At 73.0% G+C, this 16,212-nt stretch carries 15 protein-coding genes and 1 pseudogene; 8 read left to right on the plus strand and 8 right to left on the minus strand.

Annotated elements, in window-relative coordinates:
• The first annotated feature begins 192 nt into the window (after positions 1–192).
• Positions 193–1,302 carry a DUF5925 domain-containing protein gene (locus QIS99_RS21820; RefSeq protein ID WP_282515259.1) on the plus strand — a complete coding sequence of 370 codons (1,110 nt, stop codon included), beginning with the start codon at positions 193–195 and terminating at the stop codon, positions 1,300–1,302.
• A 44-nt stretch (positions 1,303–1,346) separates the two neighbouring features.
• Here QIS99_RS21820 and QIS99_RS21825 read toward each other — a convergent pair whose 3' ends face one another.
• The gene (locus tag QIS99_RS21825; RefSeq protein ID WP_282515317.1) at positions 1,347–1,715 is read right to left on the minus strand and encodes a GntR family transcriptional regulator; all 369 of its coding nucleotides are present in this window, start codon (positions 1,713–1,715) and stop codon (positions 1,347–1,349) included.
• A 149-nt stretch (positions 1,716–1,864) separates the two neighbouring features.
• Here QIS99_RS21825 and QIS99_RS32375 point away from each other — a divergent pair.
• A pseudogene (locus QIS99_RS32375) lies at positions 1,865–1,960 on the plus strand (GNAT family N-acetyltransferase); the annotation flags it as partial.
• Entirely contained in the window at positions 1,935–2,453 is a 519-nt protein-coding gene (locus tag QIS99_RS21830; protein ID WP_282515260.1) for a DUF402 domain-containing protein, read from the plus strand. The pseudogene QIS99_RS32375 and the gene QIS99_RS21830, both read left to right, overlap by 26 nt.
• Here QIS99_RS21830 and QIS99_RS21835 read toward each other — a convergent pair.
• A complete protein-coding gene (locus tag QIS99_RS21835) occupies positions 2,443–3,636 on the minus strand; it encodes a methyltransferase domain-containing protein (RefSeq protein WP_282515261.1) in 1,194 nt (397 codons plus the stop codon). The genes QIS99_RS21830 and QIS99_RS21835 overlap by 11 nt on opposite strands.
• Before the next feature lie 268 nt (positions 3,637–3,904).
• Here QIS99_RS21835 and QIS99_RS21840 point away from each other — a divergent pair, with 268 nt between their 5' ends.
• Positions 3,905–4,039, plus strand: coding sequence for a hypothetical protein (locus tag QIS99_RS21840; RefSeq protein ID WP_282515262.1), 135 nt, complete (start codon positions 3,905–3,907; stop codon positions 4,037–4,039).
• 98 nt (positions 4,040–4,137) lie between these two features.
• On the opposite strand, the gene QIS99_RS21845 is transcribed toward QIS99_RS21840, so the two are convergent.
• From QIS99_RS21845 to QIS99_RS21860, 4 genes are read right to left on the minus strand one after another with little or no spacing between them, the layout of a single operon-like run.
• Positions 4,138–4,599 (minus strand): GNAT family N-acetyltransferase, encoded by a 462-nt coding sequence (locus tag QIS99_RS21845; protein WP_282515263.1) that lies wholly within the window; start codon positions 4,597–4,599, stop codon positions 4,138–4,140.
• The gene (locus QIS99_RS21850) at positions 4,596–6,101 is read right to left on the minus strand and encodes a tripartite tricarboxylate transporter permease (RefSeq protein ID WP_282515264.1); all 1,506 of its coding nucleotides are present in this window, start codon (positions 6,099–6,101) and stop codon (positions 4,596–4,598) included. Before QIS99_RS21850 ends, QIS99_RS21845 begins: the two co-directional genes overlap by 4 nt.
• Before the next feature lies 1 nt (position 6,102).
• Positions 6,103–6,639, minus strand: a complete 537-nt coding sequence (locus QIS99_RS21855; RefSeq protein WP_282515265.1) for a tripartite tricarboxylate transporter TctB family protein — start codon at positions 6,637–6,639, stop codon at positions 6,103–6,105.
• Positions 6,636–7,619, minus strand: coding sequence for a Bug family tripartite tricarboxylate transporter substrate binding protein (locus tag QIS99_RS21860; protein WP_282515266.1), 984 nt, complete (start codon positions 7,617–7,619; stop codon positions 6,636–6,638). The genes QIS99_RS21855 and QIS99_RS21860 overlap by 4 nt, the downstream gene beginning before the upstream one ends.
• Before the next feature lie 139 nt (positions 7,620–7,758).
• Between QIS99_RS21860 and QIS99_RS21865 the strand changes: the two genes are divergently transcribed.
• From QIS99_RS21865 to QIS99_RS21875, 3 genes are all read left to right on the plus strand, one after another.
• On the plus strand, positions 7,759–8,454 hold the full coding sequence (locus tag QIS99_RS21865) for a response regulator (protein WP_282515267.1): 696 nt from the start codon (positions 7,759–7,761) through the stop codon (positions 8,452–8,454).
• Positions 8,455–8,691: 237 nt separating this feature from the next.
• Positions 8,692–9,759 carry a lytic polysaccharide monooxygenase auxiliary activity family 9 protein gene (locus QIS99_RS21870; RefSeq protein WP_282515268.1) on the plus strand — a complete coding sequence of 356 codons (1,068 nt, stop codon included), beginning with the start codon at positions 8,692–8,694 and terminating at the stop codon, positions 9,757–9,759.
• Positions 9,760–9,881: 122 nt separating this feature from the next.
• A complete protein-coding gene (locus QIS99_RS21875) occupies positions 9,882–10,316 on the plus strand; it encodes an SRPBCC family protein (protein ID WP_282515269.1) in 435 nt (144 codons plus the stop codon).
• 152 nt (positions 10,317–10,468) lie between these two features.
• On the opposite strand, the gene QIS99_RS21880 is transcribed toward QIS99_RS21875, so the two are convergent.
• Positions 10,469–11,491: a DNA polymerase Y family protein gene (locus QIS99_RS21880; protein ID WP_282515270.1), complete on the minus strand. Its 1,023-nt coding sequence runs from the start codon at positions 11,489–11,491 to the stop codon at positions 10,469–10,471.
• Positions 11,488–14,928 carry a DNA polymerase III subunit alpha gene (locus QIS99_RS21885; RefSeq protein WP_282515271.1) on the minus strand — a complete coding sequence of 1,147 codons (3,441 nt, stop codon included), beginning with the start codon at positions 14,926–14,928 and terminating at the stop codon, positions 11,488–11,490. Before QIS99_RS21885 ends, QIS99_RS21880 begins: the two co-directional genes overlap by 4 nt.
• A 173-nt stretch (positions 14,929–15,101) precedes the next feature.
• On the opposite strand from QIS99_RS21885, the gene QIS99_RS21890 reads away from it, so the two are divergent.
• Positions 15,102–16,193, plus strand: coding sequence for a DUF3533 domain-containing protein (locus tag QIS99_RS21890; protein ID WP_282515272.1), 1,092 nt, complete (start codon positions 15,102–15,104; stop codon positions 16,191–16,193).
• Positions 16,194–16,212 lie beyond the last annotated feature (19 nt).

Consider the following 16,212-nt stretch of genomic DNA (forward strand, 5'->3'; position numbering starts at 1 on the left):
TGTGGGGACCTTCACCCGGATCAGGTTTGACCAGGGATTCGTCCCTTCACAGGTCAACTTCCTCGCTATGTCCGAGAAGTGAGAGAGCTTCAATTACCGGCGAGTTCGGGAGTGCGGGGCAGGAGCGCGGAACACGGCCGGGCCTCGGGAAATGCGGTGCGGGAGTGGCGGGCGTGCCGGATCATGGGCCGCATGCCTGCTGACGACCCTCACGGTGCCCTGCCGATCCGGCTCAACGTCGATGACAGCGACTCCCCTTCGGACGTCGTCGACGCGCTGTTCCTCGGCCGCTTCGCGACGGGCGAGCAGCCGTACGCGCACAGCTCGTCGATCGACCGCGTCAAGTCCGGTCTGACCCTGCTCCCGCCGGGCGCGGCCGTGCTGCGCGCCGCCCGCGACGACGACCGCAGCGCGACGCTCGCCGAGGGCGCGGGCTGGACCCTGCTGATCTCCCGCTGGAACCGCGGCGCGGACGTCACCGTCACCGCCGTCACCGAGGAACTCGCCCGCGAGGTCGTGAAGCAGTCCACGGACGGCGCCGCCGACGAGCCCGCACCGCAGCCCGAGAACGTGACGATGGGCTTCTGGTACGTGTCGCCGCGCCGCGGCCCGCACCGCACCACCCGGCAGATCTCCGCCGGTACGTGGGACGAGGTCCGCCCCAACTACACGGCGCCGGTCGCCGAGGCGATGGACCGGCTGATGAAGACCAGCCCCGAGGACATCGCGGGCCGCCTGCTGCTCCTGCACGGCCCGCCGGGCACCGGCAAGACCTCCGCGCTGCGCACGCTCGCCCGGTCCTGGCGGGACTGGTGCCAGGTGGACTGCGTACTCGACCCGGAACGGCTCTTCTCCGACGTCGGCTACCTCATGGACATCGCGATCGGTGAGGACGACGCGGCGGGCGGCCGCTGGCGGCTGCTGCTCCTGGAGGACTGCGACGAACTGATCCGCGGCGAGGCCAAACACACCGCGGGCCAGGCACTTTCGCGGCTGCTCAACCTCACCGACGGACTGCTCGGCCAGGGCCGCAACGTCCTCGTGGGCGTCACCACCAACGAGGACCTGGAGCGGCTGCACCCCGCCGTGGTCCGGCCCGGCCGCTGCCTGGCCCGGATCGAGGTGAGCGGGCTGACCCGCGCCGAGTCCCTCGACTGGCTGGGCCCCGAGTTCCCCGGCCGCGAGGAGGCCGTGGGCCGCGAGGGCGCGACCCTCGCCGAACTGTTCGCCCTGCGCCGCGGCACGAGCCCGACGTCGGTGCCGGACCAGCGGGACGGGGCGGACTCGGGGTTGTACTTGTGAAATTCAGTCCGTTGCGGGGCGTGGTCCGTGGCCCCTACCCGTACTTATTCGTACGCCGCCCGCAGGGCATCCCGTACCGCGTCAAGGGCGGCTCCTTGGTCGAGGCCCAGGCGCCGGGCCTCCCGCGCGTACGCCTGCGCGGCCGCAGCCGCACGCCGCTCCGCCGCGTCCCCCGCCGCCGCGATGAACGTGCCGTGGCGGCCGCGGGTCTCGATGACACCGTCCGCCTCAAGCGCGCGGTACGCCTTCGCCACCGTGTTCGCGGCGAGGCCGAGGTCCTCCGCGAGGCCGCGTACCGTCGGGAGTCTGTGGCCCACGGGCAGCGCGCCCGACCTGGCCTGCTCGGAGATCTGGGCGCGCACCTGCTCGTAGGGGGCGCCGGCTTCGTGGTCGACGTGGATCTTGAGGGTCACGGGGTCTGTCACAGGGTCGATTCTGGCGTACGCCCCCGAAATTCGAAGGCGCGGGCACCGGTTACCGCCGTAGCGTCCGGCACCATGACCGTACTCGTCAGAGATTCCGCCCCGAGGACGCCGGGGCGAGGGCCGAAGTGCTGCACCACGCGGAGAATCTGCCGATGCCGACGGTCAACCAGTGGTTCGGTTACGAAATCTGTGCGACGGAGGTACGGCATGTCCGGGAACTCGGTGTCGGCTGAGGCGGGTACGGGTGGCGACACCGTGGACGTGGTCCTGCGCAAGGCAGGCCGCACGAAGATCGCCTACCCGGCGACACTGCTCAGCGACGACGGCACCCATCTCGTGGTGCGGGCCGCCTGGGCGGGCTCGGGCGTGCGCGACTTCGGCTTCGTCCGCTTCGAGCCGGGTGACGTGTTCACCGAGCACTACTGGCGGGACCGGTGGTACGCGGTGAAGGAGGTCCGGTCGGGCGCGGGGGTGTTGAAGGGCTGGTACTGCGACGTGACCCGGCCCGCCGAGCTCGGCCCGGACGGGGTCGTCGTGGAGGACCTGGACCTCGACCTGTGGGTGTCCGCCGACGGTACGTCCGTACTGCGGCTGGACGAGGACGAGTTCGCCGAGAGCGGCCTCGCCGAGCGGGACCCCGGGGCGGCCGCGGCGGCCACGGCTGCCCTGGACGAGCTGGAACTCCTGGCGCGGGGCGGCAAGCTGGAGTCGCTGCTCACCGTCTGACCGCTCCTTGCCCCTGCTGACCGCTCATCGGCAGCGTCACCACCCTCCGGGCCGTCGCCTCGTACGCGACCGGGTCGTCGTCCTCGTGCCAGTGGAGGACAAAGCGCTCGCCCGCTCGGTACGCGTCGAGGCCCGCTCTGCAGTACGCGACCATGTCGTCCGGCAGCGCGTCCAGGGCGTACCAGCCGAGCTCGGAGCACTTGTCCGGCTCGCCGTTGACGGGGGTGCCGCCCGCGCCGTGGTCCGCCTCGAAGAACCAGCCGATGCGGGGTGCGGTGCCGGGGCCGCGGTGCTGCATGACGAGGGCGACCCGCAGGTCCTGAGGGGCGAGGCGGAGGCCGACCTCCTCCTCGGCCTCGCGGATCACCGCCGCGCGCACGTCCTCGCCGTCCTCCGTGTGCCCGGAGGGTGCGTGCAGCAGGCCGTCCGCATAACCGGTGTTCGCGCGGCGGGCCAGCAGCACCTCGCCGCCTCTGCGCACGATCAGGTGGACGTCGACCACTTCCGTATGGCGGCGCGGCCCGTCCACGACCGCCACCACCGCGTACCGCTCGTCGGTGACCGGGCCGCCCCACAGCCGGGCCTCGGACGACAGCGACTCGGTGTGCACGCGCCCGGCGAGCGGGGCGAGGGCGCGCGCGAGCCGGGCGACGGGCAGGCCGACGGGGCTCTGCCCGCCCCACACGCCCTCGACCAGGACGAGGCGCCCGCCGGGCCTGAGCAGGGCGCACCAGTGGCGCAGGGCGGCCTCCGGGTCGGGCAGCGTCCAGAGGACGTGCCGGGCCAGGACCACGTCGAAGCGGCGGCCGTCGAGCGGAGGTCTGGCCGCGTCACCGACGAGCACTTCGGTGCCGGTGCCGGTGAGCTTCGCCCGGGCGTGCTCGACCATGCGCGGTGCGCTGTCGACGGCGGTGACGCGGTGGCCCTGACCGGCGGCGAGGAGGGCGAGGCTGCCGGTGCCGCAGCCGAGGTCCAGCACGTCCGCGGGGGCGGGCGGCAGCCACTGGGCGAGCCGGTCCGCCCAGGCGGCGCGGACGTCGGCGTCGCGCAGGCCGTGGTCCGGGGCGTCGTCGAAGTGGGGCACGGCCTCGTTCCAGTCGATGGGGCGGTCGAGGGTGTCGAAATCGAAGCCGTCGGCACTTTCCGTACGGTCCGTGCTGCTGCCAGTGCTCTCGGTGGTCATGGTGCCGATGGTCGCAGGCACCGCTGACAACGGCCCTCGGACACCGGACAGTTGACGTGCCCGGCCGCCCTCCACCACAGGAGTGCACAGGGGGCGCACGGGGCGCAGGAACGGCCCTGGGGAACGTGATCCACACCTCCGAGCGCGGGCCCACGCACCAGAGGGAGTGACGCAGGCCACAGACAGGACTGCGGTGATGGGTGACGCTCCTCTTCCGGGTCTGCCTCCGGAACGCGGAACCAGGCCTGCTCCACCCTAGGAGGCCGTCATGCGTCGCCAGACCCTGCACAAGCCCCTGACCAGGCCCGCCAAGCGCCGCGCCGAGGAGCGCCGCGAGGAGGCCGCCCGGCCGCGCCCCGAGATCCGCGAGGACGTTCGCAGAACGTGGTGGCCGGAAAGCTAGCGCCGAACGGGCCGCCCTACTGAGCCCCTCCGGCGATTGAGGAGGCCCGTCCGGCAGGACTTTCGGGAAGGGGCGGGGAGGGGCGGGGAGGGGAAGAATCAAGCCTCTGCCCGCAGCCGCTTCCGGTAGTGGATCCGGTCGTACGCGCCCTCCACTCTCCGCTCCACCACCTCGTACCCGTACCGCGCATAGATCCTCTGGTTCTCCCGCATCAGGGCATTCGTGAGCAGCCGTACCTCCGGCAGGCCGAGGGACACCGCACGCTGTTCCACGAACGTGAGCAGCGCGCGGCCCACCCCGCGCCCGTGGGCGCTGGGGTGGACCGCGATGGACTCCAGGTAGAGGTGGTCCTCGTGCGGGACCAGGACCACCAGGCCGGTGACCGGGTCACCGGTGACGAACACCCTGCCCGCCGCGACGTCCGCGGCGTGGTCCCGGTCCATCGGCGCGGGCCTGAGCCCGATGCGCTCGATGTAGGGGTGGTACGCCGCGTCCGTCACCGCGCGTACGGCGGGTCCGTCGGCGGAGGTGGCGGGCCTGATGTCGGCGGATGTCGTCATGCGTCCACGGTACGGTCCGAACTCCCCCTCTTGATCAGCTTCTTGAGCAGCGGCCAGGCCAGAAGCAGCACGACCACGACGTAAACCGTCACGGAGAACGGCGTATTGACGAGCCCCGTGACGCTGCCGTCGCTGATCTGCAGGGCGCGGCGCAGCTGCTGCTCCGCGGCCGGGCCGAGGATGACGCCGATGACGGCGGGCAGGACGGGCAGTCCGTAGCGCCGCATGCCGAAGCCGATCAGGCCGATGACGAGCAGGATCACCAGGTCGATCGCCTCACCGCCGACCGCGTACGCGCCGACCGCCGCGAAGAACAGGATGCCCGCGTACAGGTACGGCCGCGGAATGCGCAGGAGCTTCGCCCAGAGCGGGGCCAGCGGCAGGTTCAGGGCGATGAGCAGCACCATGCCGACGAACAGCGAGGCGATCAGGCCCCACACCAGCTCCGGCTCGCGCTCGAAGAGGAGCGGGCCCGGCTGGATGCCGTACTGCTGGAACGCGGCGAGCATCACGGCCGCGACGGCGGTGGTCGGCAGGCCGAGGGTGAGCATGGAGACCAGCGTTCCGGCGGCTGAGGCGGAGGCGGCGGACTCGGGGCCCGCGACGCCCTCGATGGCGCCCTTGCCGAACTCGTCCTTGTGCTTGGAGAGCCGCTTCTCGGTGACGTACGAGAGGAACGTGGGGATCTCCGCGCCGCCGGCCGGGATCGCGCCGAACGGGAAGCCGATGAACGGGCCGCGCGCCCAGGACTTCCAGGACCGCTTGACGTCGCCCCTGCCGAGCCAGGGCCGGCCGACCGGGATGGCCTCGCCGCTGGTGCGGCGCAGATGCGCGGCGACCCACAGGGCCTCGCCGATCGCGAACAGGCCCACCGCGACGATCACCACGTCCACACCGTCGGCGAGCTGCAGCGAGCCGAAGGTGAGGCGCTGCTGGCCGGTCATCTGGTCGAGGCCGATCAGGCCGATGGTGAGACCGATGAGCAGGGAGGCGAGGCCGCGGATGCGGGAGGAACCGAGGACGCTGGTGACCGCGATGAACGCGAGGACCATGATGGCGAAGTAGTCGGGCGCGCCGATGTCGACGGCGAGTTCGGCGATCTTCGGGGCGAGCGCGACCAGCAGGATCGTGCCGACCATGCCGCCCGCGAAGTGGCCGATGGCGGCGGCCGCGAGGGCCTGTGCGCCGCGCCCGGCCTTGGCCATCGGGTTGCCCTCCATCGCCGCGACGACGGCGGCGCTCTCCCCCGGAGTGTTGAGCAGGATGGAGGTCGTGGAGCCGCCGAACATGGCGCCGTAGTAGATCCCGGCGAACATGATGAACGCGGCGGTCGGGTCGAGCCCGTACGTCACCGGGAGCAGCAGGGCGACCGCCATGGCGGGGCCGATGCCGGGCAGGACGCCGATGGCGGTGCCGAGGAGCACGCCTATGGCGGCCCAGAGCAGGTTGAGCGGGGACAGGGCGGTACCGAAGCCGTCCATCAGGGAGTTGAGGGCGTTCATGTCACAGCACTCCCATCAGCGGACCGCCGGGCAGCGGCACCCCGAGCAGGTTGTTGAAGACGACGTAGGTCAGCAGGGAGAGCGCCGCGGCGATCAGCGGGTCGCGGTCGTAGCGGCGGCTGCCGAGCGCGAAGGCGGCGCCCCAGAACAGCAGCGCCCCGGCGAGCGGGAAGCCGAGCGGGTCGATCAGGACGGCGGTGGCCAGGAAGACCCCGGCGAGCAGCAGGACGGTGCGCCAGTCGGCGGGCTCGGACAGGTCGACGTCCTCGCCGCTCTCGGCCTCGCCGCGGCCGCCGCGCAGCACGTCGACGGCGAGCAGGGCGGCGATGACCAGCAGGCCCGCGCCCACCACGATCGGCACGGTCCTGGGGCCGACGGGGCCGCGCTGGGCGATGTCGACGTCCATGGTGAGGGCGTCGGTGAGGACGAGCACGCCGAGCACCAGCAGCAGGACGGACACGCCGAGTTCGGAGTGCTCCTTGAGCCAGGAGCGGCGCGGCTCGGTCTCGTCCGAAACGGGTTCCGTCGTGGTCGTCACAGCCCCAGCTCCTTCAGTACGGACACGACGCGCTTGTCCTGGGCGTCGAGGAACTTCCCGAACTCGTCGCCGGTGGCGAAGGCGTCCTCCCAGCCGTTCTTCTTCATGGACTTCTGCCACTGCTCGGACTTGTGCAGCTTCTCCAGGAGGCCGGTGAGCTTGTCGCGTTCGGTGTCGGAGAGGCCGGGCGGGGCGACGACGCCGCGCCAGTTGGTGAAGTTCACGTCGTAGCCGGACTCCATGAGGGTCGGCCCGTCCAGGCCCTCGACCCGCTCCGGCCCGGTCACGGCGAGCAGCCGCAGCTCCCCGGACTTGATCTGGTCCAGGTACTCGCCGACGCCGGAGACGCCGAAGGCGAGCTTGTTGCCGAGGATCGAGGCGAGGAGTTCACCGCCGCCGTCGAACGGGATGTAGTTGACCTTCTTCGGCTCGATCCCGGCGGCCCGCGCCATCAGCATCGGCGCGATGTGGTCGGGCCCACCGGGCGAGGAACCGCCGCCCACCGGCATCTTGCCGGGGTTCTTCTTCCAGGCGTCGATCAGCTCGTCGATGGTCTGGTACGGGGAGTCCTTGGCGACCACCACGACGTTCTGCTCTTCGGTGAGGCGGGCGATCGGGGTGGTCTCGGCGAGGGTGCTCGGCGAGTGGTTGGAGCGTACGGCGCCCACCACGCCCAGGCCCATGGACATGGCGAGCTTGCCGTTGCCGTGCTCGCCGACGAGCCGGGTCAGGCCCACGGTGCCGCCCGCGCCGGGCAGGTTGAACACCTCGATGTTGTGGGTGAGCCCGGCGTCCTCGGCGTCCTTGGCCGCGGTGCGGGCGGTGATGTCGTAGCCGCCGCCGGGCGTGTTGGGAACCATGAAGCGCAGGCCCGGGATCTGTGTGCCGGTGTCGGCGCCGCTGCCCGGGGTGAGCAGCGGCGGCCCGGCGAGCACGAGCAGCCCGGCCCCGAGCAGGGCGAGGGGTGTGCGCAGACGCACGTGTGCCACCACCTGTCGGTTGCGTGAGTAAGTACGGCTTGTGAAGTGGCCCACATGTTGCCTGCGCGTTAACAAGCTGTCTCTCTTCCGCAAGCAACGGACGTTGTGGTCGTTGTGGTCGGCTACCTAGCCTGACGCGGTGAACGAGCAGACGAAAGTCCTTGTCGTGGACGACGACTTCATGGTGGCCAAGCTGCACGGCCGCTGCGTGTCCGCTATGGACGGATTCACCGTGGCCGGGGTGGCGCACAGCGGTACGGAGGCGCTGCGGGCGGCCGAGCGGCTGCACCCCGATCTCGTACTCCTGGACGTGTATCTGCCGGACATGGACGGCATCGCCGTTCTGCGGGAGCTGCGCGCCGCGGAGGAGCGGGATCCGGCGCGGCCGCGGGTGGACGCGCTGTTCATCACCGCGGCCAGGGACGCGGAGGTGGTCCGCTCCGCGCTGCGCGCCGGGGCGCTGCACTACCTCATCAAGCCGTTCAACCAGGCGGCGCTGCAGGAGCAGTTGCGGCATGTGGCCGCGCTGCGGGCCCGCCTGGACGACCTGGGCGAGGCCCGGCAGGAGGACGTGGACCGGATCTTCGGCACCCGCCCGCCGGGCTCGCGCGAGCTGCCGAAGGGGCTCGCGGCGCACACGGCGGACCTGGTGGAGCGGGTGCTGCGGGCGGAGCCGGGCGGCCTGTCGGCCTCGCAGTGCGCCGAGGCGGGCTCGCTCTCCCGGGTCAGCGCCCGCCGCTACCTGGAGTTCTTCGCGGACACGGGCCGCGTCCAGGTGACGCTCAGGTACGGGGGTACGGGGCGGCCGGAGCGGCGGTACCGGTGGGTGGGGTGAACTCCGGTGCGGGCGGCCGGGCGGGGAAGGAACCGGCCGGGTTTCCCCGGTCCGGCCGGGCGGCCGGGCCGGGGAAGAAACCGGATGATTCACACCCGCCCTTTAACGACCTCTGAGGCGGCCCTTAAACGCACCATAAGGATCTGCAAGACCCCGCCTCAGCAGGCGATTTCACGGTTTCCAGGGGCTAGTTTCAGGACTCGCCAACCCCCAGTGAACCGTTTCGAGGAGACCCCCATGGCCGCCTTCCCCTCTCTGCGCCGCACCGCCGCCTCCGTCGCCGTCCTCGGCGCGGCCCCGCTCGCGCTGACCGCGCTCGCCGCCTCCCCGGCCGCCGCGCACGGCTCGATGACGGACCCGGTGAGCCGCGTCTCGGCCTGCTTCGCCGAGGGCCCGGAGTCGCCGAAGTCGGCCGCCTGCAAGGCCGCGGTGGAGGCGAGCGGGACGCAGGCCTTCTACGACTGGAACGAGGTCAACATCGCGAACGCCGCCGGCAAGCACCGCGAGATCATCCCGGACGGCAAGCTGTGCAGCGCGGGCCGCGACAAGTACAAGGGCCTCGACCTGCCCCGCGCCGACTGGCCGGCCAGCGAACTCACCGCCGGGAAGCACACGTTCCGCTACCAGGCGACCGCCCCGCACAAGGGCTCCTTCGAGCTGTACGTCACCAAGGACGGCTACGACCCGAGCGAGCCGCTGAAGTGGTCGGACCTGGAGTCGGAGCCGTTCGCGAAGGTCACCGACCCGAAGCTGGAGAACGGTGAGTACGTCTTCGACGGCACCGTGCCGGACAAGTCTGGGCGCCACCTGATCTACAGCATCTGGCAGCGCTCCGACTCCCCGGAGGCGTTCTACACCTGCTCGGACGTCACCTTCGGCAAGGACGGCGGCAGCGCGGCGAAGGCCCCGGAGGCTCAGGCTCCGTCCGGCGAGCAGATCGACGCCGGCGCCGGGAAGTCCACGGTGGACCACTCGGGGCACGGCGGGGACGAGGCCGGGCACGCAGGCGGCCAGGCCGGGCACGCAGGCGGCCAGGCCGGGCACGGCGGGGACCAGGCCGGGCACGGCGCCGGTTCCTCCGAGGGCGGCACTGCGGCGACGGACACCACCGGCAACGCGCCGGAGGCGAACGGCGCCGCCGCCGAGCCCACGGCCGCCACCGGCACGGAACTCGCCGAGACGGGCGGCGACTCGGCCACCCCGTACATCGCGATCGGCGGCGCCGCCGCCCTCGCCGTCGGCGCCGCGGCCCTGTTCGGCTCGGTCCGCCGCCGCGCCACCGCGGGCGGCCGCCACAGCCGCTGACCCCGGGCGGCCCTCGAACCCCGGCGCCTGCACGCCGGTTCCGCCGCGCCGCCGCTCCCCTTCCTTCACCTCGGGGGGCGGCGCAGCCTTACGTACCCTCCGGACCGTCCTACGCTGGCCGGATGCCCGAGTTCCGGATCGCGCGCCGCTGTCCGCTGCCGCCCGCCGAGGCCTGGCGCCGCGTCACCGACTGGCCACGGCATGCCGCGCAGGTCCCGCTGACCCGGACGACCGTGCTGACCCCGCCGCCCGCCGGCCACGGCACCCGCTTCGTGGCCCGCACCGGAGCCGGCCGGTTCGCCTTCGACGACCCGATGGAGGTCACCGAGTGGCACCCCCCGGGCCCCGGCGCCGAGTTCGGCCGCTGCCGCCTGGTCAAGACGGGCACGTTCCTGACCGGCTGGGCCGAGATCGAGGTACGCCCCCTCGGCACGGGTTCGTCCGTGGTGTGGCGCGAGGACCTGCGGGTACGCCGCCTGCCGAGGTTCCTGGACGCGTTGACGGCACGGACGGGCCGGGTGGTGTTCGGGTACGCGCTGCGCAAGGTGCTGGCGTGAAGGGGGTGGGATCCACGTGCCCCGAAAGGGGCGCGGGGAACTGCGCGACCAGCCACGACGGCGCCGCAGCCGAACGAAGAAGCCGGGTCCGGGGCGCAGCCCCGCAGCTGCTGCATGCCTTCGGGAAGGGGCGGGGCGGGGAGAAAAGAGCCCTACGCCGTCAACACCCCCGCCAACCCCACCCGTTCTCCGAACCGCCCCCGCGCCCGATCCACCGCAGCCTCCAGACGACGCGCCTTGTCGTCCGTCGGGTCGAAGGTGAGCTGGCGGACGGCACGCTCGGCAGGGCCCAACCCCTCCGCCCGCAACGACACCGCCCGCACCCGCGCCCGCTGCAGGCCCAGCGCCTCGTACAGGTCGTACGCCGCGGAGGTCAGGGCCGCCGAGTGCGCGGTGGGCTCGCGCAGAGTGCGGGAGCGAGTCGTGCTGGAGCGGTCGGCGTAGCGCACCGTCAGCGTCAGGGAGCGGCACACCTGGCTCGCGCCGCGCATCCGCGCCCCCAGTTCCGCGGTGAGCGAGAGCAGGGCGCGCCGATGCCGGTCGGGGTCCAGCTCGTCGCGGGGGAAGGGCCGTTCGGCGGCGAGGGAGCGGGCCGCGGCGTTGCGTACGACGGGGGTACGGTCGACGCCGTGCGCCTTGTCGTGCACCTCGCGGCCCGCCTTCGCCCCGAGAATCCGCTGGAGCGTGCCGAGCGGTGCGGCGGCGAGCCGGTCGACGGAGTCGAGGCCGTAGGCGCACAGGGTGCGGGCGGTGGCCCGGCCGACCCCTTCGAGGGCGACGACCGGTTTCAGGTCCAGGAACTCCCGTACGCCGTCGGCCGTCGCGGGCACCACCCGGGTCCGGCCCGGCCGCGCTTCCCGGGCGGCCATCCTGGCGAGCATCGGGTTGGGGCCCGCGCCGATCACGCAGTCCACGCCGTGCAGGGCGAGCGCGCGGACGCGTACGAGCGCGGCGAGCTGTTCGGTGTCCCGGTCGAAGTAGCGCAGGGCGCCGCGCACGTCGGCGAGAGCCGTGTCGGGCGGCGCGGCCTCGACGACAGGGGTCAACTCGTCGAGCAGGGCGATGAGTTCGGGCAGCAGGGCCTCGGCCTCGCCGCCCGCCCCGAAGGCGTCCGCCCCGTAGGCGTCGGCCCTGAAGGCGTCCGCCCTGGTCAGAAACCGTACACAGAGAATCATCCCGCGCTCCCCGGGCTCCGGTGCCACAACTTCCGTCCTCCCGGGGGCCCTTCGCCGGGTGGCTGAAGGTCGGCCCACGGGTTCATCTCGTAGCCGGTGGGCATACGGATCCGACGTCCCGTATCAGCGTCCGCACCCGGGTCAGCGGCAGCGGCAGGGGCGGCCAACCGCTCCCCCACCGCCGTGAGCCCGCCCGTCTCGCGCAGCTCGACCAGCTCCTGCAGGTTCCACGCCGCCGAGCCCACCACGGACAGGCTGCGCGGGCCGCGCCGCTGGACCACGCCGCGGACGAGGAGCAGCCAGGAGTGGAAGACGGTGTGCGCGCAGCGTTCGTGGCTGTCGTCGAAGAAGGCGAGGTCGACCAGGCCGGTGCCGTCGTCGAGGGTGGTGAAGATGACGCGGCGCCCGGAGCGGATCGGCGGGGTCTGGGTGGCCGCCTTGGCGCCCGCGACCAGGACCGTCTGCCCGTTCTCGGCGAGCCGCAGCCGCTTCGCGGAGGTCACGCCGAGCTCACGCAGGAACGCGTGGTGGTCGCCCATGAGGTGCCGGGAGGCGTCCATGCCGAGGACGCCGAGCTCGGCGCTGAGCCGTTCGGCCTCGCCGAGGTCGGGCAGGCCGACGGCGGCGGTCCGACGGCCACCGGCGAGGGGGAGTTGCGAGCCGTACGAGCCGCGGGCGCCGCGGTGCAGTTCGGCGAGGTGCAGCAGCAGGTCGCGCCGGTTGCCGCCGAACGCGTCCAGCGCGCCGACCTGCGCGAGCCGTTCGGCCACCGGCCGGCCGGGCCTGGCCCGCTGCCAGAAGTCGAGCAGCGAGGAGTACGGCTGCCCCTCCTCGATCCGGTGGGCCTCCGCCTCGCTGATCCCGTGCACGTCGGACAGCGCGAGCCGAACCCCCCACCGCGCACCCTCCGGAACACTGGAATCAGACTCCAGTTCGATACGGTGAGCGACCGCGGACCGGTTCACGTCAAGGGGCAGCACCGGCACCCCGCGCCGCCGCGCGTCCGCGAGCAGCAGCCGCTTCGGGTACATGCCGGGGTCGTGGGTGAGCAGCCCGGCGTAGAACGCGGCCGGGTGGTGGGCCTTGAGCCAGGCGGACTGGTAGGTCGGCACGGCGAAGGCGACGGCGTGCGCCTTGCAGAATCCGTACGACCCGAACGCTTCGATGATCCCCCAGGTCCGCTGGACCGTCTCGGCGTCGTACCCCTTCGCGGCCGCGTGCTGGGCGAACCACACCTTGATCCGGCCCTGCGACTCGGGGTGGGAGAGCCCGCGCCGCACCCGGTCGGCCTCGCCGCGGCCGCAGCCGGTCATGATGTCGACCATCGCGATGATCTGCTCGTGGAAGACGACGACGCCGTACGTCTCGCGCAGCGGCCCTTCGAGATCCGGGTGCGGGTAGGTGACGGGCCTGCGGCCGTGCCGGGACTCGATGAACGGCCGCACCATGTCGGCCGCGACCGGTCCTGGCCGGAACAGCGAGATGTCCACGACGAGATCGTGGAAGGTGGCGGGCTGGAGCCGCCCGACCAGGTCGCGCTGGCCCGGCGACTCGATCTGGAAGCACCCCAGCGTCTCGGCGCTGCGGATGAGTTCGTACGTCGCCGGGTCGCCCGGCGGGACCGCGTCCAGGTCGACCGAGGCACCCGTGGCGCGTTCGACCTCTCGTACGGCGTGCGCCATCGCGGACTGCATGCGGACGCCGAGCACGTCGAGCTTGAGCAGGCCCAGCTCCTCCACGTCCTCCTTGTCGAACTGGGACATGGGAAGCCCTTCGCCGCTGGTCGGCACCACGGGCGTACGGGCGAGCAGCGAGGCGTCCGAGAGCAGCACCCCGCACGGGTGCATGGCGATCCCGCGCGGCAGCGCGTCGAGCCCTTCGACCAGCTCCCAGAGCCGCCCGTACTTCTCCCGCTGTTCGGCCACGTCCTTCAGCTCGGGCAGTTCGGCCATGGCCGCGCGGGCGTCCTTGGCCCGGATGTGCGGGAACGCCTTGGCGAGCCGGTCGATCTCGGCGGGGTCCATGGACAGGGCCGCGCCGACGTCCCGGATGGCGTGCCGTACGCGGTAGGTCTCGGGCATGGAGACGGTGGCGACGCGTTCGGTGCCGAAGCGGTCGATGATCGCGCGGTAGACCTCGATCCGGCGGGCGGACTCCACGTCGATGTCGATGTCCGGCAGGACCGAGCGCCGGGTGGACAGGAACCGCTCCATCAGCAGCCCGTGCTCGACGGGGTCGGCGTGCGCGATGCCGAGCAGATGGTTGACGAGCGACCCGGCCCCCGAGCCGCGCGCGGCCACCCGGATCCCCATCCCCCGTACGTCGTCGACGACTTGAGCGACCGTCAGGAAGTACGAGGCGAAGCCGTGGTGGGCGATGACGTCCAGCTCCTGGTGCATCCGCTCCCAGTAGGCGCGCCGGCCGCCGTAGCCGCGGAGCAGCATTCCGGCGGCGGCGCGGGAGGTGAGGGCGCGCTGCGCGGTGCGCCGCCCGGCGCCGACGAGCCGCGCCTCCGGGAAGTGCACGGAGCCGATACCGAGGTCGTCCTCGGGGTCGACGAGGCAGGCGGCGGCGGTCTGCTGGGTGCTTTCGAGCAGGCGGTACGCGGCCTCGCGCCGGTAGCCCGCGGCCTGAACGACCCGCTCCGCCTCGTGCAGCATGGCGTCGGCGCCCTTGAGCCAGCGTTCGCCGCTGTCCAACCCCTTGCGCGGGTCGATGGGGACGAGGCGCCGGGCGGCGTCCAGGACGTCGGCGACGGGGCCCTGGCCGGGGTCGGCGTAGCGGACGGCGTTGCTGAGCACGGGGCGTACGCCCTGCTCGGCGGCGAAGCCCACGGTGCGGGCGGCGAGCCGCAGTGATCCGGGTCCGGTGCCCTTCAGCCCGTGGTGGACGGCTTCCAGGCGGAGCGCGTCGCCGTACCGCTCCCGCCAGGGCGCGAGGAGTTTCGCGGCGCGGTCGGGGCGGCCCGCGGCCAGCGCGCGGCCCACGTCGGAGGCGGGGCCGAGCAGCACGGTGAGGCCGTCGCCGTGGTTGTCCGGCCAGGGAAGGAGCACCACGTCTGCGTCCCGGTGGGCGGCGGTGATCATCCGGCAGAGCTCGGCCCAGGCGGGGGCGCCGTCCCGGGCGAGGTAGGTGACGCGGGGCGCGGACTCGTCGACGAAGGCGCCGCCGCGCACGGGGGTGCGCCGCTTCTCCTGCGCGGAGCCCGGTTCCCGTACGGCCGGAGCCACCGCCAGGTCGACGCCGAACAGCGGTCGCACCCCGGCCTTCTCGCAGGCCGTGGCGAAGCGCACCGTCCCGGACAGGGTGTCCCGGTCGGTGAGCGCGAGGGCGTCCATGCCCCGCTCGGCGGCGCGCTCGGCCAGCCGCTCCGGGTGCGAGGCGCCGTAGCGCATCGAGAACCCGGAGACGGTGTGCAGATGCGTGAAACCCGGCACACGCACCTCCTGAACCACCTGAAACCAGCTGCTCTCCGCATCCCCTCCTCCACCATAGACCAGTTTCGAACGTACGTACGACCCCGTGGGCGCCCCCGGCTGTGCCCCATCCGTGCTCACCCGTTCGGTCCCGCCCTGCTGCGGGCCGCAGGCTCCCCGTCGAGCGTGGGGGCATGACGAGGACCACACGCGGCGGCGGCCTGGACGGCGACCCGGGCACCGGATTTCTCCACGAGGTCAGGGACGCGGTGAGCGCCCGCACCGGCCTCCTGGTCATCGGGGTGCTCCTGGTGCAGCTCGCCTTCATCGCTTCGTACATCGGCGCCTTCCACAAGCCCGCGCCGCACCGGATCCCGATCGCGGTGACCGGCCCGAACGCCCAGGTCACCGAGCAGGCAGTGGAGCGGCTGCGCGCACTGCCGGGCGAGCCGTTGAAGCCGCGGGCGGTCCGGGACGAGGCGGAGGCCGTCCAGGAGATCAGGGAGCGGGGCGTCGACGGCGCCCTGATCGTCGACCCGCGCGCGCCCGGCGACCGGCTCCTGGTCGCGAGCGCGGCGGGCGGCAGCCTCGCGCAGGCGCTGGAAGAGGTCGTCGGCGCCGCCGAGCAGGCGCAGAAGCGCACGCTGAAGGTCGAGGACGTGGTCCCGGGCGCCGCCGGGGACGCCCGCGGACTCTCCTCCTTCTATCTCGTCGTCGGCTGGTGCGTGGGCGGCTATCTGTGCGCCTCGGCCCTGGCGATCAGCGCGGGCGCCAAGCCGGCCAACCCGGCCCGGGCCCTGATCCGGCTCTGCGTGATGCTGCTCTACGCGGTCGCGGCGGGCCTGCTCGGCGCGGTGATCGCGGGCCCGTGGCTGGACGCGCTGCCCGGCAGCGTGTTGGCCCTGTGGGGGCTCGGCGCGCTCCTGGTCTTCGCGGTGGGCGCGCTCACCCTCGCGTTCCAGGGCATCGCGGGCGTGGTCGGCATCGGCCTCGCGATCATCGTGGTCGTGGTCCTCGGCAATCCGAGCGCGGGCGGCGCGTACCCGTACCCGCTGCTCCCCGGCTTCTGGCGCGGCCTCGGTCCCGTACTGCCGCCCGGCGCGGGCACGTTCGCGGCCCGCTCGATCGCGTATTTCAAGGGCAACGGCGCGGGCGGGCCGTTCCTGGTCCTCGCGGCGTGGGCGGTCGTCTCGGCGGCGGTCACGCTGCTGCTCTCCCTGTTGCGCCAGGACCGCAGCAACCGGGACAGGCACCTGGCGCGGGTGGCGGCGGGCCTGCGGTCCTGACGGGCGCACCCGCACGCGA

The sequence above is a fragment of the Streptomyces solicavernae genome, from assembly GCF_029968095.1.
Classification (GTDB): Bacteria; Actinomycetota; Actinomycetes; order Streptomycetales; family Streptomycetaceae; genus Streptomyces; species Streptomyces solicavernae.

What these genes read in the sequence shown, in the direction of transcription:
- QIS99_RS21820 (WP_282515259.1), top strand. Translation starts at nt 193, where the DNA reads ATGCCTGCTGACGACCCTCACGGTGCCCTGCCGATCCGGCTCAACGTC.
- QIS99_RS21830 (WP_282515260.1), top strand. Translation starts at nt 1,935, where the DNA reads ATGTCCGGGAACTCGGTGTCGGCTGAGGCGGGTACGGGTGGCGACACC.
- QIS99_RS21835 (WP_282515261.1), bottom strand. Translation starts at nt 3,636, where the DNA reads ATGACCACCGAGAGCACTGGCAGCAGCACGGACCGTACGGAAAGTGCC.
- QIS99_RS21840 (WP_282515262.1), top strand. Translation starts at nt 3,905, where the DNA reads ATGCGTCGCCAGACCCTGCACAAGCCCCTGACCAGGCCCGCCAAGCGC.
- QIS99_RS21845 (WP_282515263.1), bottom strand. Translation starts at nt 4,599, where the DNA reads ATGACGACATCCGCCGACATCAGGCCCGCCACCTCCGCCGACGGACCC.
- QIS99_RS21850 (WP_282515264.1), bottom strand. Translation starts at nt 6,101, where the DNA reads ATGAACGCCCTCAACTCCCTGATGGACGGCTTCGGTACCGCCCTGTCC.
- QIS99_RS21870 (WP_282515268.1), top strand. Translation starts at nt 8,692, where the DNA reads ATGGCCGCCTTCCCCTCTCTGCGCCGCACCGCCGCCTCCGTCGCCGTC.
- QIS99_RS21875 (WP_282515269.1), top strand. Translation starts at nt 9,882, where the DNA reads ATGCCCGAGTTCCGGATCGCGCGCCGCTGTCCGCTGCCGCCCGCCGAG.
- QIS99_RS21880 (WP_282515270.1), bottom strand. Translation starts at nt 11,491, where the DNA reads ATGATTCTCTGTGTACGGTTTCTGACCAGGGCGGACGCCTTCAGGGCC.
- QIS99_RS21890 (WP_282515272.1), top strand. Translation starts at nt 15,102, where the DNA reads ATGACGAGGACCACACGCGGCGGCGGCCTGGACGGCGACCCGGGCACC.